Annotated in this window: 15 protein-coding genes; 7 read left to right on the top strand and 8 right to left on the bottom strand. The window is 66.0% G+C overall.

Going from position 1 to position 20,921, the window contains the following annotated elements; genetic code table 11:
• Positions 1-30 precede the first annotated feature (30 nt).
• The 3 genes from CCZ28_RS06850 to CCZ28_RS06840 are packed head-to-tail and all read left to right on the top strand — an operon-like array spanning position 31 to position 2,740.
• Complete coding sequence (locus CCZ28_RS06850) at positions 31-915, top strand: NAD(+) kinase (protein ID WP_058764127.1); 885 nt, start codon at positions 31-33, stop codon at positions 913-915.
• Entirely contained in the window at positions 915-1,874 is a 960-nt protein-coding gene (locus CCZ28_RS06845) for a metallophosphoesterase (protein ID WP_140217065.1), read from the top strand. Before CCZ28_RS06850 ends, CCZ28_RS06845 begins: the two co-directional genes overlap by 1 nt.
• On the top strand, positions 1,871-2,740 hold the full coding sequence (locus CCZ28_RS06840; RefSeq protein WP_140217063.1) for a rhomboid family intramembrane serine protease: 870 nt from the start codon (positions 1,871-1,873) through the stop codon (positions 2,738-2,740). Before CCZ28_RS06845 ends, CCZ28_RS06840 begins: the two co-directional genes overlap by 4 nt.
• On the opposite strand, the gene CCZ28_RS06835 is transcribed toward CCZ28_RS06840, so the two are convergent.
• Together CCZ28_RS06835 and CCZ28_RS06830 are read right to left on the bottom strand one after the other, a co-directional pair.
• Positions 2,741-3,058 (bottom strand): hypothetical protein, encoded by a 318-nt coding sequence (locus CCZ28_RS06835; RefSeq protein WP_240795244.1) that lies wholly within the window; start codon positions 3,056-3,058, stop codon positions 2,741-2,743.
• A 75-nt stretch (positions 3,059-3,133) separates the two neighbouring features.
• On the bottom strand, positions 3,134-4,900 hold the full coding sequence (locus tag CCZ28_RS06830) for a thiamine pyrophosphate-requiring protein (RefSeq protein WP_140217059.1): 1,767 nt from the start codon (positions 4,898-4,900) through the stop codon (positions 3,134-3,136).
• Positions 4,901-5,011: 111 nt separating this feature from the next.
• On the opposite strand from CCZ28_RS06830, the gene prmB reads away from it, so the two are divergent.
• Together prmB and CCZ28_RS06820 are read left to right on the top strand one after the other, a co-directional pair.
• Positions 5,012-5,926: a 50S ribosomal protein L3 N(5)-glutamine methyltransferase gene (gene prmB, locus CCZ28_RS06825; RefSeq protein WP_140217057.1), complete on the top strand. Its 915-nt coding sequence runs from the start codon at positions 5,012-5,014 to the stop codon at positions 5,924-5,926.
• 49 nt (positions 5,927-5,975) lie between these two features.
• Positions 5,976-7,289, top strand: coding sequence for a DEAD/DEAH box helicase (locus CCZ28_RS06820; protein ID WP_140217056.1), 1,314 nt, complete (start codon positions 5,976-5,978; stop codon positions 7,287-7,289).
• 57 nt (positions 7,290-7,346) lie between these two features.
• On the opposite strand, the gene CCZ28_RS06815 is transcribed toward CCZ28_RS06820, so the two are convergent.
• From CCZ28_RS06815 to CCZ28_RS06800, 4 genes are all read right to left on the bottom strand, one after another.
• The gene (locus tag CCZ28_RS06815; protein ID WP_140217054.1) at positions 7,347-9,179 is read right to left on the bottom strand and encodes a putative bifunctional diguanylate cyclase/phosphodiesterase; all 1,833 of its coding nucleotides are present in this window, start codon (positions 9,177-9,179) and stop codon (positions 7,347-7,349) included.
• A 106-nt stretch (positions 9,180-9,285) separates the two neighbouring features.
• Positions 9,286-10,248, bottom strand: a complete 963-nt coding sequence (gene egtD, locus CCZ28_RS06810; protein ID WP_140217052.1) for an L-histidine N(alpha)-methyltransferase — start codon at positions 10,246-10,248, stop codon at positions 9,286-9,288.
• A gap of 3 nt (positions 10,249-10,251) precedes the next feature.
• The gene (gene egtB / locus CCZ28_RS06805; protein ID WP_140217050.1) at positions 10,252-11,535 is read right to left on the bottom strand and encodes an ergothioneine biosynthesis protein EgtB; all 1,284 of its coding nucleotides are present in this window, start codon (positions 11,533-11,535) and stop codon (positions 10,252-10,254) included.
• Between the two features lie 100 nt (positions 11,536-11,635).
• Positions 11,636-12,865 carry a maltoporin gene (locus CCZ28_RS06800; protein WP_140217049.1) on the bottom strand — a complete coding sequence of 410 codons (1,230 nt, stop codon included), beginning with the start codon at positions 12,863-12,865 and terminating at the stop codon, positions 11,636-11,638.
• A 203-nt stretch (positions 12,866-13,068) separates the two neighbouring features.
• Here CCZ28_RS06800 and CCZ28_RS06795 point away from each other — a divergent pair, with 203 nt between their 5' ends.
• Both CCZ28_RS06795 and CCZ28_RS06790 read left to right on the top strand, forming a co-directional pair.
• A complete protein-coding gene (locus tag CCZ28_RS06795) occupies positions 13,069-14,013 on the top strand; it encodes an NAD(P)-dependent oxidoreductase (protein ID WP_140217047.1) in 945 nt (314 codons plus the stop codon).
• Positions 14,014-14,069: 56 nt separating this feature from the next.
• Positions 14,070-18,461, top strand: coding sequence for a DEAD/DEAH box helicase (locus tag CCZ28_RS06790; RefSeq protein ID WP_240795243.1), 4,392 nt, complete (start codon positions 14,070-14,072; stop codon positions 18,459-18,461).
• Here the strand turns inward: CCZ28_RS06790 and CCZ28_RS06785 are convergent.
• The gene (locus CCZ28_RS06785; protein ID WP_140217045.1) at positions 18,458-19,690 is read right to left on the bottom strand and encodes a sensor domain-containing phosphodiesterase; all 1,233 of its coding nucleotides are present in this window, start codon (positions 19,688-19,690) and stop codon (positions 18,458-18,460) included. The two genes, CCZ28_RS06790 and CCZ28_RS06785, sit on opposite strands and share 4 nt — an antisense overlap.
• A 418-nt stretch (positions 19,691-20,108) precedes the next feature.
• On the bottom strand, positions 20,109-20,834 hold the full coding sequence (locus tag CCZ28_RS06780; protein ID WP_140217043.1) for a TorF family putative porin: 726 nt from the start codon (positions 20,832-20,834) through the stop codon (positions 20,109-20,111).
• Between the last annotated feature and the right edge of the window lie 87 nt (positions 20,835-20,921).

Raw genomic sequence — 20,921 nt, 5'->3', positions numbered from 1 at the left:
CATTCCAGCCAACGGGGCCGCCGGCGCGTCATGGACTCCTTTCGTAACATTGGCATCATCGGCCGACTCGGCAGCACCCAGGTGCTGGACACCATCCGCCGGCTGAAGACCTTTCTGCTGCAGCGCAATCGCAATGTGATCCTGGAAAACACCATCGCCGAGGTGTTGCCCGGGCACGGCCTGCAGACGGTGTCGCGCAAGCTCATGGGCGAGATCTGCGACCTGGTGATCGTGGTCGGCGGCGACGGCAGCCTGCTCGGCGCCGCCCGCGCCCTGGTCCGCCCGCGCGTACCGGTGCTGGGCATCAACCGTGGCAAGCTGGGCTTTCTCACCGACATCCGCCCGGACGAGCTGGAGACCAAGGTCGCCGAGGTGCTCGACGGCCAGTACCTGATGGAGACGCGCTTTTTGCTCGACGCCTTCGTCGAGCGCGGCGGCGAGATCATCGGCCAGGGCGATGCGCTCAACGATGTGGTGCTGCACCCCGGCAAGTCCACCCGGATGATCGAGTTCGAGCTGTACATCGATGGCCAGTTCGTTTGCAGCCAGCGCGCCGATGGCCTGATCGTCGCCACCCCCACCGGCTCCACCGCCTATTCGCTGTCGGCCGGCGGGCCGATCATGCATCCCAAGCTGGATGCCATCGTCGTGGTGCCCATGTATCCCCACACCCTGTCCAGTCGTCCCATCGTGGTTTCCGGCGACAGCACCCTGTCGATCCTGGTGTCGCCGAACATGACGATCTATCCGCAGGTCTCATGTGATGGCCAGAATCATTTCACCTGCGCACCCGGCGATACCGTGACCATTCAGAAAAAGCCCCACAAGCTCAGGCTGATCCACCCACTGGATCACAACTACTACGAGATCTGCCGGACCAAGCTCGGCTGGGGCAGTCGGCTGGGAGACGATTGATGCCGCTCGGCTACGATCTGATCGGTGACCTCCACGGCTGTGCCCAAACCCTGGACCTGCTGCTGGAGCGCCTGGACTACCGCCTGGTGGACGGCGTGTGGCAGCACCCCGAGCGCCAGGCGATCTTTCTCGGCGACCTGGTCGACCGCGGACCCCGCATCCGTGGCGCCCTGCGCCGGGTACGCGCCATGGTCGAGGGCGGCCACGCCCACTGCATCCTCGGCAACCACGAACTCAATGCCCTGGCCTGGCACACCCCGGCCGCGCCCGGCACCGGCCAGACCTGGGTGCGCGAACACACGCCACGGCACCGCCAACTGATCCAGGAAACCCTGAGCGCCTTCGCCGACCACCCACAGGAATGGCAGGACCATCTGCGCTGGCTCTATACCCTGCCGCTGTGCAAGGACTTCGGCCATTTCCGCATCGTCCATGCCTGCTGGGATCAGGGGCTGATCGACGAATTCCTGCATCACTACCCCGACGCCTGCATCGACGAGGATTTCGTCCGCCAATCCATCGTCGGCGGCAGCCTGGCCAGCCGGGTCGCCTCGCGGCTGCTCAACGGGGTGTCGCTGCCGCTGCCCCATGGCGTACGCCTGACCGGCAGCGACGGCTACGTCCGCGCGCGCTTTCGCACCAAGTTCTGGGAGAGCGATCCCCAGACCTATGGCGACGTGGTCTTCCAGCCCGATGCCCTGCCGGCGGAGATCGCCTGCGAGCGCCTGAGCGACGAGGAAAAGGCCGGGCTGCTCTGCTACGGGGAAGACCAGCCGCTGCTGTTCGTCGGCCACTACTGGCGCGATGGCCATCCCGAGCCGCTAAGACCCAATCTGGCTTGCCTGGACTACAGCGCGGTCAAGTACGGCAAGTTGGTCGCCTACCGACTCGACGATGAACGCGAGATCGACCCCGCCAAGTTCGTCTGGATCGATGTGCAGCGCGAGGAGGGCCGATGAACCAGCCGCAACCCGTACTCCGCGTGCCCCTGGGGCGTGATTTGTTGGGTTTCACCCGCCTGCTGCGCCGGCTGGAGATCCGCCATCGCGTGGTGGAGGAGGGCGACAGCCAGGTGCTCTGGGTGCTGGACTCGGCGCGGGCGGAAGAGGCCCGCAGCCTCTACGAGCGTTACCCCGATGGCGATCCCCAGGGGCAGGTCCCGCCCACCCAGCGACGCCGTGGGTTGGGTCTCCTGGCACAGCTCAAGGCCAGCCCGTTCAGCGCGGCTGTCCTGCTCGTCACCCTGCTGGTGGGCTTGGCGACCGAGTTGGGCGACAACCCGTCGGTGATCCAGTACCTGACGCTACAGCCGTTCCGCCTGGTCGACGCCGATCACCTCGCCTTCCTCGATCTGGGCGTCAGCCTGGCCCAGGGCGAATGGTGGCGACTGGTCACGCCGATCTTCCTGCATTTCGGCATCCTGCACCTGGCGATGAATGCCCTCTGGTACTGGGAGCTAGGCCGGCGCGTGGAATTTCGCCAGGGCGGGCTGATGCTGCTGCTCTTGACCCTGGTCTTCGCCGTGGGCTCCAACCTGGCCCAGTACGCCTGGAGCGGGCCGGCGTTGTTCGGCGGCCTGTCCGGGGTGCTCTATGGCCTGCTCGGCCATTGCTGGCTGTTCCAGTGGCTGGCGCCCAATCCCGCCTATCGCATGCCACGCGGCGTGGTGGCGATGATGCTGATCTGGCTGGTGATCTGCCTGACCGGCGTCTTCGGGGTGCTCGGCTTCGGTGCCATCGCCAATGGCGCCCATGTCGGCGGCCTGGTGCTGGGCTGCCTCAGCGGGCTGCTGGGTGGCGGACTGGCACGGCTACGGCCACGCTGATCAACGCCGCCGCCTGAGTTCCGGGGCCAGGCTCAGGGTATTGCGATAGCGCCAGCGCCGCTGGCTCCGTTGCCGCAGCCAGAGCCCCAGCAGCAACAGCAGGGCGCCGCTGCCCAGCAAGCCCTGGGCGGTTTCCCGCGGCAGTACCAGATAGCGCTCCAGTTCCGGCACTTGCAGCAAGGCGGCGCCGCCGACCAGCAGGGCGACCAGACCGGCCAGGGAGGACAGCAGTCCAAGGCCCGTGGTCACCCAGGTCATGAAGGGCCGCCGCAGGCGCAGTGGCGGTGGATCGAAACGATCTTGTTCGGGCAACTTCATTTTCATACCCCAGGGTTCATCCAAGGCTGCCGAGGTTATACGCCTCGGCGAGTCTTAGCGAGCCCGCAAGACGCTCTAGCGCAGTAGTTGGCGCACTCCCTGCTTGAGCATATCCCAGCGATCCGCATCGCCGCTGGCGATGGAACCAAGGAAGGCTCGGGCCTGTTCGAAGCTGATGTGCGGCGGCAAGGGCGGCACGCTAGGGTCGGTGACGAACTCCAGCACCACCGGCCGATCCGCTTCGAAAGCCTGCTGCCAGGCATCGGCCACCTCGTCCGGTCGATGGATGCGCAAGCCCTTGAAGCCGAGCAATTCGCCATAGCGAGCGTAGGGGAAGTCGAGCACGTCCTGGGCCGGGGCGAACTTGGGATCACCGGCCAGAGCGCGTTGCTCCCAGGTCACCTGGTTGAGGTCGCCGTTGTTGAGCACCATGACGATGAAGGTCGGATTGCTGAATCTTTTCCAGTACTGCTGCAGGGTGACCAGTTCGGCGTTGCCGTTCATCTGCATGGCACCGTCACCCACCAGGGCGATCACCGGGCGGTCCGGATGGGCGAACTTGGCGGCGATGGCATAGGGAATGCCACACCCCATGGTCGCCAGCTTGCCCGACAGCGAGCCCATCATCTGCCCACTCATGCGGATGTCGCGGGCATACCAGTTGGTGTGGGAGCCGCTGTCGCCGCAGAGGATGGCATCCTTGGGTAGCTGGCTGGAGAGTTCGTGGAATACCCGCTGCGGATTGATCGGGTCGGCCGGCGCCAGGGCGCGCGCCTTGATCGATTGCCAGGAGTCGGCCACGCTCTTTTCGATGCGCGTGCGCCAGGCGTCGTGGGGTTTGCTGTCGAGCAATGGCAGCAGCCGGCGCAGAGTTTCCGCGGCATCGCCCAGCAGCGGCTGCTCGATGGGATACCTCAGGCTGATGTTGCGCGCATGCAGGTCGATCTGCACCGCCCGCGCCTGGCCCTCCTTGGGTAGGAATTCGGTGTAGGGAAAGGTCGAGCCGACGATCAACAGGGTGTCGCATTCCTTCATCAGCAGATCGCTGGCCTCGGTGCCGAGCAGGCCGATGGAGCCGGTGACATAGGGCAGTTCGTCCGAGAGCACGCCCTTGCCCAGCAGCGCCTTGGCCACCCCGGCGCTGAGTTTTTCGGCTACCGCCATCACCTCGCTGCGCGCCTGCAGGGCACCGGCACCCACCAGCATGGCCACCTTCTTGCCGGCATTGAGGATGTCGGCGGCGGCCTGCAGATCGTCTTCCTGGGCATAGGGCCGCGGTGGGATGGCGCCCGCGCCGGACAGCACGTTGGCGTGCTTGTGGGGTGGGCTTTCCACCGCCGGCAGTTGCTGGATGTCATTGGGAATGATCACCGTGGCCACCTGACGCTCGGCGATGGCGACGCGGAAGGCGCGGTCGAGGACATGGCGCAACTGCGCCGGATGCACCACCGTCTCCACATAGGCGGACACGTCCTTGAACAGGGTGTGCAGATCGACTTCCTGCTGGTAGTCGCTGCCCAAGGACGAGGCGGCCTGCTGGCCGACCAGGGCCACCACCGGCATATGATCCATCTTGGCATCGTACAGACCATTGAGCAGATGGATGGCGCCGGGACCGGAGGTGGCCAGGCAGACCCCTACCTCGCCGGTGAACTTGGCGTGGGCGCAGGCCATGAAGGCGGCCATCTCCTCATGGCGCACCCGCACGTAGTCGAAGCGCTCGGCCACCCGCCCCAGGGCACCCATGATGCCGTTGATACCATCGCCCGGATAACCGAAGACGCGTTCGACGTTCCACTGGCCGAGACGCTCCCAGAGATGGTCGGCTACGGTCTTGCTCATGACGTTCTCCTCACTTGGCTTCTAGAGTTAGGAAGAAGGCCTCCGACGTTAAGTTCCTGCAGCCGGACCGGGCGCGGGTTAGAATGCGCGGCTGATCATCCGGAGCCTTTCATGAGCGAATCCCGCCTGCGCACCTTGCGCGACCACATCCGCTGGGCCGTCAGCCGCTTCCACGCCGAAAACCTGTTCTTCGGCCATGGCCACGACAACGCCTGGGACGAGGCCCGCGCCCTGGTGCTGGGCGCGGTGCACCTGCCCTGGGACACCGCCGACCGCTACCTGGATTGCGCCCTGGAAGACGACGAGCGCTATGAACTCGGCGTGCTCCTGCACAAGCGCATCCAGGAGCGCGTGCCCACCGCCTATCTGCTCGGCGAGGCCTGGTTCTGCGGACTGCCCTTCGCCGTCGACGAGCGGGTGCTGGTGCCGCGTTCGCCCATCGGCGAACTGATCGATGCCCGCTTCGAACCCTGGCTGCCGGCTACCCCGGCACGCATCCTCGATCTCTGCACCGGTTCCGGCTGCATCGGCATCGCCTGCGCCTATGCCTTTCCCGAGGCCGAGGTGGCCCTGGGCGATCTGTCCTACGACGCCCTGGAAGTGGCCTGGCAGAACATCGAGCGGCATGGCCTGGAAGATCGCGTCTATACCGTGCAGGGCGACGGCTTCGCCGGCCTGCCGGGGCAGCGCTTCGATCTGATCGTCAGCAATCCGCCCTATGTGGACGCCGAGGACTTCGCCGACATGCCGGCCGAGTACCAGCACGAACCCGCGCTGGGCCTGGCCTGCGGCGACGATGGCCTGGATCTGGTGCGGCGCATGCTGGCCGAGGCCGCCGATCATCTCACCGAGCAGGGCCTGCTGATCGTGGAGGTGGGCAACAGCCAGGTCCATGTCGAGGCGCTCTATCCGGAAGTCGATTTCACCTGGCTCGAATTCGAACGTGGCGGCCATGGCGTCTTCCTGCTCGCCGCCGCCCAGTGCCGCGAGCACCAGGCGCTGTTCCGTAGCCGTCTGGTTCCCTGATCACCCGTGGTCGCCCGCGGCGGCCGCCTTTCTTTTCCGAGGTCTATCCGTGTTTACCGAACTCGCTCTGCACGAGCGCCTGCTCAAGGCCCTCGACACCCTGGGCTTCAAGACGCCCACTCCGGTCCAGGCCGCTGCCGTGGGCCCGGCCCTGGAAGGCCACGACCTGCGCGTCACCGCTCGCACCGGCAGCGGCAAGACCGCGGCCTTCCTGCTGCCGCTGCTGGATCGTCTGCTCAAGGACCCCAAGCCCAGGTCCGGCGCCCGGGCCCTGATCCTGCTGCCGACCCGTGAGCTGGCCCAGCAGACCGCCAAGGAAATCGAGCGCTTTGGCCAGTTCACCTTCCTCAAGGCCGGTCTGGTGATCGGCGGCGAGGACTTCCGCGTCCAAGCCGCCGGCCTGCGCAAGAATCCCGAGATCCTGGTGGCCACCCCCGGTCGCCTGCTGGAGCAGCGCAATGCCGGCAACGTGGATCTCAAGGACATCGAGATGCTGGTGCTGGACGAAGCCGACCGCATGCTCGACATGGGTTTCTCCGAGGACGTACTGCAGATCGCCGCCAGCTGCGAACGCGAAGGCCGCCAGACCCTGCTGTTCTCCGCTACCAGCGGCGGCAACAGCCTGCGTCAGGTGGTCGAACAGGTCCTGCGCGAGCCGCAGAACCTCATGCTGGACCGCACCGGCGAACTCAACGAGGCCGTGGTGCAGCAGGTGATCCTGGCCGACGAGCCGCCGCACAAGGAGCGCCTGCTGCAGTGGCTGCTGGCCAACGAGACCTATCGCAAGGCCATCGTCTTCACCAACACCAAGGTGCAGGCCGACCGCCTGACCGGCCGCTTGGTGGCCGAAGGCCTCAAGGTCTTCGTCTTGCACGGCGACAAGGACACCAAGGACCGCAAGCTGGCCGTGGAGCGGCTGCAGAGTGGTGCGGTCAAGGTGCTGATCGCCACCGACGTGGCCGCCCGCGGCCTGGATGTCGAAGGCCTGGACCTGGTCATCAACTACGATCTGCCGCGCAGTGGCGACGAATACGTCCACCGCATCGGCCGCACCGGGCGAGCGGGGGAGGCGGGCCTGGCGATTTCCTTCGTCACCCATGGCGACTGGAATCTGATGTCCAGCATCGAGCGCTATCTCAAGCTGAGATTCGAGCGTCGTCAGCTGCCGGGGCTCAAGGCCAGCTACAGTGGCCCGAAGAAGCTCAAGGCCTCGGGCAAGGCGGCCGGCACCAAGAAGAAAAAAACCGACGGCAAGAAGGACGGCAAGGCCAAGGCGAAAGCCAAGCCGGAGCGCCGCCCCGGTGCCCTGGTGCCGACCTCGGCCGACGGCTTCGCGCCGCCGCGCAAGCGCACGACGGAATGAGCCTGAGGTGAGACCGTCCCCGCGGTAAACAAGCGGGGCACGGGGCGCCGGCCAGGATTAGCGCTTGGCCGCGCCGTCGAATAGCTGGAACACCGGGGCGCGCCGGTTCGGGCGCTGCAGATCCGGTTGCTGCACCAGTAGCCAGGCCTGCAATTCCGGCTCGGCCATGGGCTTGCCGATCCAGTAGCCCTGGCCTTCGTCGCAGCCCATGGCCAGCAGGCTCGCCATGGCTTCGGCTGTTTCGATGCCTTCGGCGGTGATACGAAAGCCCAGGTGATGGGAGAGTTCGATCAGCGAGCTGACGATCAGCCGATCCTTGTCGCGATGGGGCAGGTCGCGGACGAAGCTGCGGTCGATCTTGATGGTGTCGGCCGGCAACTCCCGCAGGTGCGACAGGTTGTTGTAACCGGTGCCGAAGTCGTCGATGGCAATGCCGACGCCCAGTTCGCGCAGCATGGCCAACTGGCGATGGATCAGCGGGGCGTCACCCAGCAGGGCGTTTTCCGTGACCTCCAGCTCCAGGCGCCGGGCACTCACTGGATAGCGCTGTAACAGCTCGGTGGTCTGCTCGGCGAAGTCCGGATCGTTGAGATCATGGGCCGAGATATTGATCGCCATGCCCAGGATGCGGCCCTCGCACTGCCAGGCGTAGGCCTGGGCGATGGCGTTGCGCATCACCCAGCTGCTCAAGGCGGTGATCAGTGCGGTCTTCTCTGCCAGGGGAATGAATTCCGCCGGGCTGATGGGGCCCAGGTGCGGATGCTGCCAGCGCAGCAGCGCCTCGACGCTGTGGCAGCGCCCAGTGGCCAGATCGATGCGCGGCTGGTAGACCAGGCTCAGCTGATGGGTAGCCCGTAGCGCCTGGGGCAGGGCGCTGAGCAGGGCGAAGGCTCGCCGATAGGCCGCGTCGTGCTGCGGATCGAAGTGGCGACAGCCACTCATCTCGGCACGGGCATCGTCGGCGGTGGCGATCAGCGCCCGCAGCCAGTCGGTCGGGCGGTCATCGGTGAGCGACAGCACGCCCAGGCCCAGGCGGGTCTGAATGGGAATGCCGTTGTAGTCGAGGACGCCGGTCAACTCCTGTTGGACCCGTTCGAGCAGATCGCGCTGGCGTCCTTCGTCGACGTCGTTGAGCAGGAAGCCGAAACGGGCCGGACCCAGGCGATACAGCGGTTGCCCAGGTGGCAGCAGGCGGCGCAGATGCTGCTTGATGGCCCGTTGCAGACCATCGAAATGCGCCTGGCCCATGGCCTTGATGAAGTCGTTCAGATAACCCTGGGCGAACAGATCGGCCGCCACGGCGACCACCCGGCTGCCTGCGCGGGCCAGGGCTTCGGCATCCTGGCTGAAACGCTCGGCGTTGGGCGATTGGGTGACCGGATCCCAATAGGCGCCACTGCGCAGCTGCTCGATATGCTGCACGGCCAGGTTGGCCAGTTGCTGAAGCACCACCACGCGATCAGGCGACAGCACGGCGCGTGGACCTATGTCGAACAGGGTCAGACTGCCCAGCATCAGGCCTTCGGCCGTGCGCAGTGGCGCGCCTACGTAGAAACGGATGCCGGGAGCCCCCTTCACCATCGGCAGTCGCGCGAAGCGCTCGTCATTGCGGGCATCCTCGACCTGCAGCGGCAGGTTGCGATCCTGCAGGTACTGGCAAAAGGATTCGCTACGCGGCATCGCCATGGGACCACAGCCCACGGTGGCTCGGCAGTGCACCTGCTGGTCATCGAGAAAGCAGACCATGGCGAAGGGCACGTCGAACAACTGGGCGCACAGCGCGGTGAGATCCTGGAAGACGCGGTCCGAGGGACGATCGATCAGGGCAAGGTCACGCAGCAGCGCAAGACGCTGGCGTTCGTTGGCTGCAGTGAGTGGCGCAGGCTCCATGGGCGTCGTTCCGATACGCAGTAATAGCAGATTGCTACTTAGAGCGTGATCGGGTCGAGAGTTCCCTCGCCCAACCCATCACAGTGGCTCAGGTTTCTTGCGTATGTCAGGCGGCGAAGTAGAAGACGGCGAAGAGCTTGGCGCTATCGGTCCAGACGCGAACCTGTCTGAAACCAGCGTCTTCGGCCAGGGCGTGGAAGCCGTCCAGGCTGTATTTGTAGGAATTTTCGGTATGCAGCCGCTCACCCTCGCGGAAGGTGAAGCGCTGTCCCTCCAGACGCACGGTCTGATCTCGCACGCTGACCAGATGCATCTCGATGCGCGAGGCGATGGGGTCGAAGAAGGCCAGGTGGCGGAAGCGGGACGGGTCCAGATCGGTATCCAGCTCGCGGCGGATGCGCCGCAGCAGATTCAGGTTGAATTCCGCGGTGACCCCCGCAGCGTCGTTGTAGGCCGCATCCAGGCGCGCCTGGTCCTTGATCAGATCGACGCCGATCAGCAGGCCACCGGTGGCGGGGAGCATGGCATGGAGGTTACGCAGGAAGACGCCTGCTTCTTCCGGGGTGAAGTTACCGATACTCGAACCGGGAAAGAAGGCGATAGGGCGCAGGCCGTCGAGACTGTCCGGGAGGGCCATGGGGCGACTGAAGTCGGCGCAGGCGGCGCTCACGTCCAGCCAGGGATAGTCGGCGGCCAGGCGCTGGGTGCTGCTGAGCAGGAATTCCCGGGAGATGTCGATCCCCAGGTAGCCCACCGGTCGCATGGCTTCGAGCAGCAGCCTGACCTTGCGGCTGGCGCCGCTGCCCAGTTCGACCAGAGCGGCATCGCGCCCCGCCAACTGGGCGATTTCACCCGCTGCCGTGGCGAGGATGGCCTCTTCGGTACGGGTGGGATAGTACTCCGGCTGCCGGGTGATGGCTTCGAATAGCTCGGAGCCGCGCTGATCGTAGAAATACTTGGGTGAGAGCGCCTTGGGCGTCTGGGCGAAGCCCCGCAGCACGTCGTCGCGCAGTGAGCTGTCGGCGATCTGCGCCGGTTGCTGATCGAAGAAGCGTACGGCTAGGGCCATGGGTCAGACCTCGCGGGCCAGGCGCAGACCGGCGAACTGCCAGCGCATGGTGGGGTAGAAGAAGTTGCGGTAGGTGGCGCGCACATGGTTCTGCGGGGTGGCGCAACAGCCACCGCGCAGGACCATCTGGCCGGACATGAACTTGCCGTTGTACTCGCCCAGGCTGCCCGGCAGCGGCTTGAAGCCGGGGTAGGGACGGAAGGCGCTGCCGGTCCACTCCCAGACATCGCCGAACAGCTGGTGCATGCCACCGCCTGTGCTTGCGACCGGTTGCAGGTGATCCTGGTCGACGAAATTGCCCGCGATCGGTTGGCGCGCCGCCACGGTTTCCCATTCCGCTTCGGTGGGCAGACGGGCACCGGCCCAGCTGGCATAGGCATCGGCCTCGTAGAAGCTCAGGTGGCAGACCGGTGCCGCCAGGTCAATGGGCGTCATCCCGCCGAGGGTGAAGTGATGCCAGACGCCATCCAGCTTCTGCCAGTACAGCGGTGCCTGCCAGCCCAGGCTGCGGATGGCCGCGGCGCCATCGGACAGCCAGAGATCGCTGCGGCCGTAGCCATTGTCCTCGATGAAGGCGAGGTATTCGGCGTTGGTGACGAGGCGGTCGGCCAATTGAAAGTCGTCGACGAACTGGCGATGGACCGGCGTCTCGCAATCGAAGGCGAAGCCCTCGCCCGCGTGACCGACATGGCGTACGCCGCCGGGATGGCTTTCCCAGCCCAGGGGCGCCACCTGGTTCGCGCTGGCTTTGGCCAGATCGGCGCGATAGACCGGATACAGTGGGTTCTGCGCCAGGATGTGCTTGATGTCCATCAGCAACAGTTCCTGGTGCTGCTGCTCGTGGTGCAGCCCCAGTTCCAGGCGCCGCTCGATCTCGGCGGCATGTTCGGCGGGCGGCGAGGTCAGCAGCTCGGCCATGGCCTCATCGACCGCAGCGCGGAAGTGATAGACGTCCTCGACGCCCGGACGTGACAGGTGCCCGCGGGCCGCCCGGGGAAAGGGCTTGCCGTGGGTCTCGTAATAGGAGTTGAACAGGTAGTCGTAGGCCGGATTGGGCGTCTGGTAGCCCTTGAGGAAGGGCTTGAGGATGAAGGCCTCGAAGAACCAGGTCACGTGGGCCAGGTGCCATTTCGGTGGGCTGACGTCGGCCATGCTCTGGACGACGTAATCCTCGACGGTGAGCGGCGCGCAGAGCGCTTCGCTGGCCCGGCGCACCTGCCGATAGCGTTCCAGCGGAGTAGCGGCGGTAACGCTCGCGGCGGGCAGTTCGCGGGCGAAAAGATTCATGGCGGGCTCCGGGTCGGTCTTCCTGTGGTCAGGAAACCGACCGGGCGGCATAAGCAAAGTTCGACGAGTTATGACGGGTGGTCTCGCTTGGGCCCGCCCTCTACCACCAGGTTTCCAGCTGTACCCCGAAATTGTTGCCATGGCGGGCATCGCCGAAGGCGCCGGTATCGGAGAGAGCGGTGCCGGCCACCGCCGCTTCCTGGGCGCCACGGTTCCAGCTGGCGTAGGTCCAGTAGAGGCGGATCTCCGGGCGGTCCATCAGGCCCATGCCGCCCAGGGCCAGGGTCGGGGCCACGGTGACTTTGTTCAGGGTACGGGTGGCGCCGCTGTCGGGATGGATCTGGTCATGGCCGAATTCCACCTGCAGCTTGAAGAGGCGGGTGAAGGCATAGCTGGGCCGCACGCCGAAGGAATACCAGGTCTGGCCGGCATCGCCGGGCGCCCGGTCGCGCTGATAGAGCGCCAGCAACTGGCCACCGAAGCGCGGCGTGATCTGCCAGCGCGGCGATTCGAGGATGCGCAGGCTTTGGTAATCCTGATCGGCGGTGAGGCTGCCGGTCGCACCCAGACCGGTGCCCGGCCCACGGCCGTATTGCACGGTGAAGACGTTGACCCCACCGAAGAAGGCGCTCTGCTTGTGCTCGGCGGTGGCCGACCAGCCGCTGTGGGCACCCTGTACCTGCCCGGCGCGCTGGATGTAGGACAGGCCCAGCTCGATCTCGCCACCGGGATTGGTCTTGATGCCGCCCAGGTTGAGATCATGGCGATTGGCCTTGTCCGGCTGGTCGATGTTGTCCTCGCGGCTGAAGGCGTAGCTCAGGCGCAGGCCGCTGTCGCCCAGGCCATAGTCCTCCACGCCGAAGCCGGTGCCGCTCGGGTTCCAGTAGTAGAAGTCGTTGATATGGATGTCATGACGTTTGTAGTAGCGCCGTCCGGCCCAGAGACCGCCGCCGTTCAGGGCGGGCAACTTGAGGCTGGTCCAGAGCTGCGGCAGGCGCACGTTGCCGTTGTCGCCGCTGAAGGTGGGCGTCTGGTCATAGACGTTGTAGAGGCTGGCCATGCCATGCACCTTGAGCTCGGTGCCATCCGCGCCCTTGTACAGCGTCTGGTGCAGTTCCAGTTCCCAGTAGGTCTCGCATTCGTTACCGAGCCGGTACTTGGCCGGCGCGCCAGGTAGCTGGAAGCAGCTTTGCTTGCCACCGTCGGCGGAACCGCCGACGCCTACGCGACCATAGCCATCGAATTCCAGGGCCGTTGCCGTCAGCGGCAGGCTGCTGGCGAAAAGGGCAAGACAGGAGGCGCTACCTGCGCGGCGGAGAACTCTGCTCATCCGAAGGTCCCGGTGTCGTTGACGGATCTCGATCGGACTGGAGCAGTGCTGGCAAGTTGCAGGAAAAACCTGACCTATCAAAGGCTTGGCGTGGTTCTTCAGCGATGGCTAGGCTAGGCGAAAGCGGCGGTCTAAAGAGAACGGTTGACGATCGTGCCCTCACTGGCGACGCTTGGATTTTCGGTCAGGGAAAGTATTTCAAAATGAAACAGACGTTGCTGATGGCTCCGCAATTGCCGCAGGGATTGGTCACCCAGCTCGAAGCCCACTATCAATTACTGGGGCCTCTTCCCTCCGCCGATCCCGCCGCCCTCCCGGAGGGTGCCGAAGCGGCCGTTGCACTCCTGACCATCGGCGGCCTGCCGACTCGCGCCGCACTGCTCGACGCCTTGCCGGCCCTGCGCCTGGTGGCCTGCTACGGCACCGGTTACGAAGGCGTGGACCTGGCGGCCTGTCGCGAGCGGGGCATCGCGGTGACCACCGCCGGTGATGCCAATGCCACGGCCGTGGCCGAATTCGCCTTCGGTCTGATCCTGGCCAGCGCCCGCCGTCTATTGCAGGGCGATGCCTTCGTCCGTAGCGGCCGCTGGCAGGGTAACGCCGTCGAACGCATGCCCCAGGTGCCGGGCCTGGCCGGACGGCGACTGGGTATCTATGGCCTGGGCGAAATCGGCCGACGTATCGCCCGGCGCGGCGAGGCCTTCGACATGGAGATCGGCTATTTCAATCGCTTGCCCCGTACCGAGGTGGACTACGCCTATCACGGCAGCCTGCTGGAGCTGGCGCGCTGGAGCGATGTGCTGGTGGTGGCGGTGCGGGCCAGCGCCGAGACCGTGGGCGCGGTGAATGCCGAGGTCCTGGCTGCGCTGGGCGAGGAGGGGCACCTGATCAACATTTCCCGCGGCAGCGTGGTCGACGAAGAGGCATTGGCCGCTGCCCTGGAGGCGGGTGTGATCGCCGGTGCCGGACTGGATGTCTTCGCCCGGGAACCCGAGGTGCCCGAGCGGCTGCGCAGCCAGGCCAACCTGGTGCTCAGCCCCCATGTGGCCGCCAATGCCGCCTCGGCCCAGACCGCCCAGCAGCAGGTGATGCTGGCCAATATCGACGCCATGTTGAGCGGTGGTGAATTGCGCAACCGCATCGCCTGAGGCGCCACTGGTCGGTCTGGGTTGTGGCCGCTGCGGTCCGCTCCCATATTGGCCGCATGACCTCGATCTCGCCTGCTGCCGCTGTCCTGGCGGATTTTCACGACGCGCCCCTTAGCTGGTTCAAGGGGCGCTTTCCCGCGCCGACTGAGGCTCAGCGCCAGGCCTGGCCGGCCATTCGCGCCGGTGAATCGGTGTTGGTGGCCGCGCCCACCGGGTCGGGCAAGACGCTGACCGCCTTTTTCGCCGTGCTCGACGGCCTGGTGCAGGAGGCGTTGCGCGACGGCGGCCTGCCCGAGGCCTGCCTCTGGCTCTATGTGTCGCCGCTCAAGGCGCTGTCCAACGACATCCGCCTCAACCTCGAAGAGCCGTTGGCCGGTATCGGCGCGGCGCTGGCAGCCCGTGGCCTGCCGCCGCTGCAGCTGCGGACCGCGGTGCGTACCGGCGACACCCCGCAAAAGGAACGCGCCGCCATGCGGCGGCGACCGCCGCACCTGCTGGTCACCACGCCCGAATCCCTCTATGTGCTGCTCGGCTCGGATTCCGGCCGGCAGATGCTGGCGCGCGTAAGGGGCGTCATCGTCGACGAGATCCATGCCATCGCCGATGGCAAACGCGGTAGTCACCTGACCCTGAGCCTGGCGCGGCTGGAGGCCCTGACGGGGCGCCCCCTGCAACGCATCGGCCTGTCCGCGACCCAGAAGCCGCTGGCGGCGGTCGCCGCCTTCCTGGTCGGGCGCGACGCCCTCGGGCAGCCGCGCCCCTGTACGGTGGTCGACATCGGCCACCAGCGCGCCCGCGACCTGGCCCTGGAAGTCCCGCCCATCCCGTTGGAGGCGATCCTGTCCACCCAGGCCTGGGAGCTGGTCTACGATCGCCTCGCCGAACTGGCCGAGGCGCACCGCACCACCCTGGTGTTCGTCAACACCCGCCGGCTGGCCGAGCGCATGGCCCGACAGCTCTCGGATCGCCTCGGCAATGCCCAGGTGGCCGCCCACCACGGCAGCCTGGCCAGGGAGCAGCGACTGGACGCCGAGCAGCGCCTCAAGCGCGGCGAATTGCGCCTGCTGCTGGCGACTGCCTCCCTGGAGCTGGGCATCGACATCGGCGAGGTCGACCTGGTCTGCCAGATCGGCTCGCCGGGTTCCATCGCCGCCTTTCTGCAACGGGTTGGCCGCGCCAATCACCAGGTCGGCGGGCTGCCCAAGGGACGGCTGTTTCCCACCTCGCGCGACGATCTGGTGGAGTGCGTGGCGCTGCTCGACTGCGTGCGCCGCGGTGAGTTGGATACCCTGCACATCCCCGTGGCGCCGCTGGACGTCCTGGCTCAGCAACTGGTGGCCGAGGTCGCCTGCCAGGAGTGGTCGGAAGCCGGCCTGCTGGCCGTACTGCGCCAGGCCGAACCCTATGCCGCACTGAGCGAGGCCGACTACCGGGCCGTGGTGGAGATGCTCAGCCAGGGCTATACGGATCGCCGTGGTCCGCGCGCCGCCTATGTCCATCGGGACGCGGTCAACGGACTCCTGCGCGGCCGCCGCGGCGGCAAGGCGACCGCCGTGATGAGCGGCGGCACCATCCCGGAAAGCGGCGATTTCAGCGTGCTGCTGGAACCCCAGGGCCATACCGTCGGTAGCGTCAACGAGGATTTCGCCTTCGAAAGCCTGGTGGGCGATGTCTTCCAACTGGGCAACACCGCCTACCGCATCGTCAAGATCGAAGGCAGCAAGGTGCGGGTGGAGGATGCCAAGGGCCAGCCGCCCAACATTCCCTTCTGGCACGGCGAGGCGCCGGGGCGCAGCGATGAGCTGTCGGCGGGTCTGGCGCGCCTGCGCGCGGAACTCGAACCCCTGTTGCCCGGCGCCGACGAGCCGCCGGAACCGGCCATCGCCCGCATCGGCGCGGCCTATGCGCTGGCCGAGGACGCGGCGCGCCAGCTGGTGGACTATCTCGGTCGGGCGCGCCAGGCGCTGGGCGCCTTGCCCACCCAGCAGACCCTGGTGATGGAGCGCTTCTTCGATCAGGCCGGCGGCATGCAGCTGATCATTCATGCGCCCTTCGGCAGCCGCATCAATCGCGCCTGGGGCCTGACCCTGCGCAAGAGATTCTGCCGCACGTTCAATGTCGAGCTGCAGGCGGCGGCGACCGAGAACGCCCTGATCCTGTCGCTGGTCACCAGCCACAGCTTCGTGCTCGACGAGGTCTGGCGCTATCTGCATCCGGCCACCGCCGAGACCGTGCTGATCCAGGCGCTGCTCGACGCTCCGCTGTTCGCCGTGCGCTGGCGCTGGAACGCCACCACGGCCCTGGCCCTGCCGCGCTTCAGCGCCGGGCGCAAGGTGGCGACCCAGGTGCAGCGCATGCGCAGCGAAGACCTCCTGGCCACGGTCTTTCCCGATCAGGTGGCCTGCCTGGAAAACCTCACCGGCGAGCGCCAGGTGCCGGAGCATCCCCTGGTGCGCCAGACCCTGGATGACTGCCTGCACGAATCCCTCGACAGCAGGGGTTGGCTGGCGCTGCTGGAGCGCATCAGCCAGGGCCGGCTGACCTTGCTGACCCGCGACCTGCCGGGTCCCTCGCCGCTGGCCGCCGAGGTGCTCACGGCCAAGCCCTACGCCTACCTGGACGATGCCCCGGTCGAGGAGCGCCGTACTCTGGCGGTACAGAATCGGCGCTTCGGCGGTGCCGATCCCGACGAACTCGGCGCCCTGGATCCGGCGGCCATCGCCCTGGTCCGGGAGGAAGCCTGGCCGCGGCTGGAGACGGCCGATGAGCTGCATGAAGCCCTGCTGGGCGTGGGCTTTCTCACCGAGGTGGAAATGGCGTCCCACCCGGCCCAGGCCAGGCAGTTGACCAAGGCCGGGCGGGCCGGGCGACTGCGGCTGCCGGAGACGACCCTGTGGATCGCCACGGAGCGCCTGCCGCTGTTCCAGCGCTTGTTTCCTGAGGCTCCCATAGAACCAGCGCTAGAGGCGCCGCCCGGTTTCGTCGCGCCTGCGGATGACGAGGCGGCACTGGTCGAGGTGTTGCGCGCGCGCCTGACCGCCCTGGGACCGATAGCCCAGGCAGAACTGGCGGCGAGCCTCGGCCTGCCGCCGGAGCGCCTCACCCCGGCGCTGCTGGCGTTACAAGGCGAAGGCTATGTACTGCAGGGGCATTTCACCCCCGAGCACCCGGAGCTCGAATGGTGCGAGCGCCATCTGCTGGTACGGATCCATCGCTACACCCTGGGCCGCCTGCGCAAGGCCATCGAGCCGGTGGCGCTGGCCGATTACCTGAGGTTCCTGTTGGAGCACCATCACCTGGCTGGGCCGGCGACCCTGAGGGGAGGAGAGGGCCTGGAGCAGGTCGTCGGCCTGCTGGAAGGCTTCGAGGTCGCCGCCGCCGGTTGGGAAGGCGAGATCCTGCCGAGTCGCCTGCCGGGCTACCTGTTCACCGGTCTCGACGACCTCTGTCGGGCCGGGCGGGTGGTCTGGTTGCGCTTGCCGCTGCCGGGCCGCCATGGCGGCGGACCGGTCAAGAGCTCACCCATCGTCCTGTTGCCGCGGCGGCATCTGGCCGACTGGAACAGCCTGACCACTCCGCCCGAGGGCGAGACGCTGTCACCCAAGGCGCAACGGGTGCTGGAGGTACTGACCCGTCGGGGTGCCTCCTTCTTCGATGAACTCCTCGGGGAGGCGCGCCTGCTGCGTAGCGAGCTGGAGCTGGCCCTGGGTGAGTTGGTCGGTGCGGGCGCGGTCAATGCCGACAGCTTCGCCGGCCTGCGCGCCCTGCTGTTGCCGGCGGCCAAGCGTGGCAGCCGGACCGGTCTGCGGCGTGGCCGCATTCCGCTCTATGGCGGCATGGACGATGCCGGTCGCTGGGCTGCCCTGCGCCCAGCCGACACCCTGGAGGAAGCGCGCTTGCCGGAGGCTCTGCTGGAACGGCTGGTGTGGGTGCTCTTGCGCCGCTATGGCGTGCTCTGCTGGCAACTGCTGCAGCGCGAGAGCGAGGTGTTGCCGCCCTGGCGTGATCTCCTGCGCGCCTGCCACCGCCTGGAGGCCCGCGGCGAGATCCGCGGAGGGCGCTTCATCGCCGGGCTTTCCGGCGAGCAATTCGCCGATCCTGCAGCCATCGCCCCGCTGCGGGAGTGGCGCCAGCGTCCAGCGGACGATACCTGGGTCAGCGTCTCGGCGCTGGACCCGCTCAATCTCGTCGGCACCTTGCTGCCGGGTGCCAAGGTGCCGGCCGTCTTGGGTAATCGACTCCTCTATCGCGATGGCGTACCCATCGCCGCCCGAATCGGCACGGCGTTCAAATGGCTGGTGGAGTTGTCGCCCGACGACCAGGCCCGGGCACGGCAGGCGCTGCTGCAGCTGGGGCGGGAGCGGCCTCGAGCAAGCGCGACAAGCAGCCAGGGACTCTGGCTACCCGCTATGGACTTGCGCCCTGGCAAAGCCGCCATGCCTGATTAGTGGGTGAGCGTCTCGGTGGTGAGCTGCAGAGCCTCGGCCAGGGCTAGGGGTTTGCCCAGCAGATAACCCTGGGCGTAATCCACCTGTAGATCGCGCAAGGTGGCGAGCTCCTCCGTCGTTTCCACGCCCTCGGCCACGACTTGGCAGCCGATTTCATGGGCGAAGCCGACCAGACCTTTGGCCAGGGCGCGACGACGGCGGTCCTTGTGGATGCAGCGGGTCAGGCTCATGTCGAGTTTGATGATGTCAGGTTCCAGCTGCAGGATGTGCTTCATGCTGGAGTAGCCAGCACCGGCATCGTCCACCGCCAGTCGCATACCCTGACGGCGCCAGGGTTCGAGAGCCCTGGCCAGGGTCGCATAGTCCTTGATGATGGCGTGCTCGGTGATTTCCAGGGTGATCCGCGACAGATCCTGCACGTTATGGAGTAGTGATTCCAGGTGAGTCGAGGTAACCAGCTCCGGCGAGGCGTTGACGTTGAGTACAGAGGGGGTGGCGAAATCTCGCTGGTAGGCCAGGCTCTTGCGCAGAACGTGCTCTTCCAGCCTCACCCCTATCCCGGCCTGGGCTGCTTGATCAAACCACTTATCCGGCGAGCGCCGTGGCTCCACCTCGAAGCGCGATAGGCATTCGAAGCCATATAGTTGCAAATCGGGTAGCTGGAAAACCGGCTGGAAGACGATGCGTGGCGCATCCTGTGCCAGGGCTGCATCGATCTCGTCGATCATGGTTTGGCGAGCGCGTCTATTGCTCTCTACCTCATGCAGACGCAACGCCAGGATCTCGGCAAAGGCGCGCAGCATTTGGAGATCACGTTCGCCCAGGTCGGCATTGGGCTGGAAGCCGAAGCAGCACAGGGTGCCGTAGACATTGCCATCCAGCTGGATAGGTACGCTCATGTGCGAGCCAATGGGAATCGAAGCTGTCGCCGGTATCTGTTGGGTCGCCGGTATCCGCGAGGTATCCGGGATCAACTGTGGCAACTCGCCTTTAACCACTTTCTGGCAATAGCCCTCGTTCAAGGGAATGATCACACCTTCTTGGATCGGGCAGTCCGCAGGGCTGTCCACGTGCTCCAATACCCGATCCGTCTGCTGGAAGCGTGCAAGAAAGGCCACGTCCATCCCGAGATACTGGCGTACAACCCGCAAGGATTGCCGCAATTCACGTTCGCTGATGTCGGTGGACAGCAGATCGAGCAGGGGATGAGGTTGGTCAGCAAGCAACATACTGGCGCTCCTTGTCGGTAAAAACTGGCTTTAGCAGCTTGCAGCCTGCAGGTTCAGCTCAGCCGCTGTCGAAACCTAGGATCACCAATGAAATTTGGTTCGACAAGTCCTTTGCAGGGCTAGACCGCTCTAGGACGCTGGTCTTGACTGGATGATGGCGCGCTGGTGCTCCAAGGGGCTGGTAGGAACACGGGAAAAACCGCCTTCAAGACTAAGCTTTCAGCACGTTACTGACCTAGTGGGACGAAGAGAATCAGTCGGCGTTCTACATTTGGATAAGCGCGTAGCGCAGCAGCAGGCCAGACTGCCAGTTGCCTTTGCGCGCTCTGGGTACGCGAGGGAGGAGCCTGCGAAATTCCTGGGTGGAGCGACAGTGTGGACCAGGATACCGAACCCATCGGGGATGAGGCTGCGAGCGCTAGAAGAACGGATGCGAAGCCTTGAGCATCAGGGCGTTGTCGCAATAGGTGTTGTGCCCCGAATACACCGAGCAGTCGGCGCCTTTCAGGCTGGTGCTGCTGTAGGAGAGGTTGAACAGAGTGTGCACCCATCTGCGGCTCAGGTTCACCGACCAGTCGTTGAAGCTGCGTACCAGGCCGCCGTGGTCGAGGGTCGCCGGGGTGTCTAGCTCATAGTTGGTGTACTTGAGGGACAGGCCGGTATTCAGCAGGGGGAGGGTACCCAGGTCAGCGTAGAGCGAGGCGTTGTGCCGACCGGGGTCATTGGCGAAGGCGGCGCCCAGGCGTTTGCCGAACACCGTCATGCCGGAATACAGCTCGCGGCTGGAGTCGACGTTCTGGATCAGGTTGCTGTAGTTGATCACGCCGAATTCGTAGCCATAACCGGGCGCGACCCTATGCTTGTAGCCGGCATAGGTGTCCATCTCCAGCACGGGGGTATCGGCGGACGAGGCGTTATTGGTCGTCCATTGGCCGAAATACAGACCGCTGTCATGGCTTAGGTCGAAACCACCGCCCATACCGGCCGAGGTGGGAGCCACCAGGCCTTGGGCCATGCTGCGCGAGGGCGCCGTGCCCATCTTCAGATCGAAATCCCCTACCTCGCGCTGCATGCCCCAGTTGGCAGCCATCACTGGGCTGCTCAGCATCCCGAGCACGACGAGAAAAGGTAACGATCTGTTCATGAAAGCACTCCTGCCGTGCCGATAGAGCGACAAAGACCAATGAGATAGGGAGATAACAACAAGCAGGGAATACATCCGAGTGCGAAC

This window comes from Pseudomonas oryzihabitans, assembly GCF_006384975.1.
Taxonomy (GTDB): Bacteria; Pseudomonadota; Gammaproteobacteria; order Pseudomonadales; family Pseudomonadaceae; genus Chryseomonas; species Chryseomonas psychrotolerans_B.
This window is presented reverse-complemented; position numbering and strand designations above follow the sequence as displayed.

Bases quoted from the DNA above. Each gene is read 5' to 3' on its own strand.
- CCZ28_RS06850 (WP_058764127.1), top strand. From the start codon at position 31: ATGGACTCCTTTCGTAACATTGGCATCATCGGCCGACTCGGCAGCACC.
- CCZ28_RS06845 (WP_140217065.1), top strand. From the start codon at position 915: ATGCCGCTCGGCTACGATCTGATCGGTGACCTCCACGGCTGTGCCCAA.
- CCZ28_RS06840 (WP_140217063.1), top strand. From the start codon at position 1,871: ATGAACCAGCCGCAACCCGTACTCCGCGTGCCCCTGGGGCGTGATTTG.
- CCZ28_RS06835 (WP_240795244.1), bottom strand. From the start codon at position 3,058: ATGAAGTTGCCCGAACAAGATCGTTTCGATCCACCGCCACTGCGCCTG.
- CCZ28_RS06830 (WP_140217059.1), bottom strand. From the start codon at position 4,900: ATGAGCAAGACCGTAGCCGACCATCTCTGGGAGCGTCTCGGCCAGTGG.
- prmB (WP_140217057.1), top strand. From the start codon at position 5,012: ATGAGCGAATCCCGCCTGCGCACCTTGCGCGACCACATCCGCTGGGCC.
- CCZ28_RS06815 (WP_140217054.1), bottom strand. From the start codon at position 9,179: ATGGAGCCTGCGCCACTCACTGCAGCCAACGAACGCCAGCGTCTTGCG.
- egtD (WP_140217052.1), bottom strand. From the start codon at position 10,248: ATGGCCCTAGCCGTACGCTTCTTCGATCAGCAACCGGCGCAGATCGCC.
- egtB (WP_140217050.1), bottom strand. From the start codon at position 11,535: ATGAATCTTTTCGCCCGCGAACTGCCCGCCGCGAGCGTTACCGCCGCT.
- CCZ28_RS06800 (WP_140217049.1), bottom strand. From the start codon at position 12,865: ATGAGCAGAGTTCTCCGCCGCGCAGGTAGCGCCTCCTGTCTTGCCCTT.
- CCZ28_RS06795 (WP_140217047.1), top strand. From the start codon at position 13,069: ATGAAACAGACGTTGCTGATGGCTCCGCAATTGCCGCAGGGATTGGTC.
- CCZ28_RS06790 (WP_240795243.1), top strand. From the start codon at position 14,070: ATGACCTCGATCTCGCCTGCTGCCGCTGTCCTGGCGGATTTTCACGAC.
- CCZ28_RS06785 (WP_140217045.1), bottom strand. From the start codon at position 19,690: ATGTTGCTTGCTGACCAACCTCATCCCCTGCTCGATCTGCTGTCCACC.
- CCZ28_RS06780 (WP_140217043.1), bottom strand. From the start codon at position 20,834: ATGAACAGATCGTTACCTTTTCTCGTCGTGCTCGGGATGCTGAGCAGC.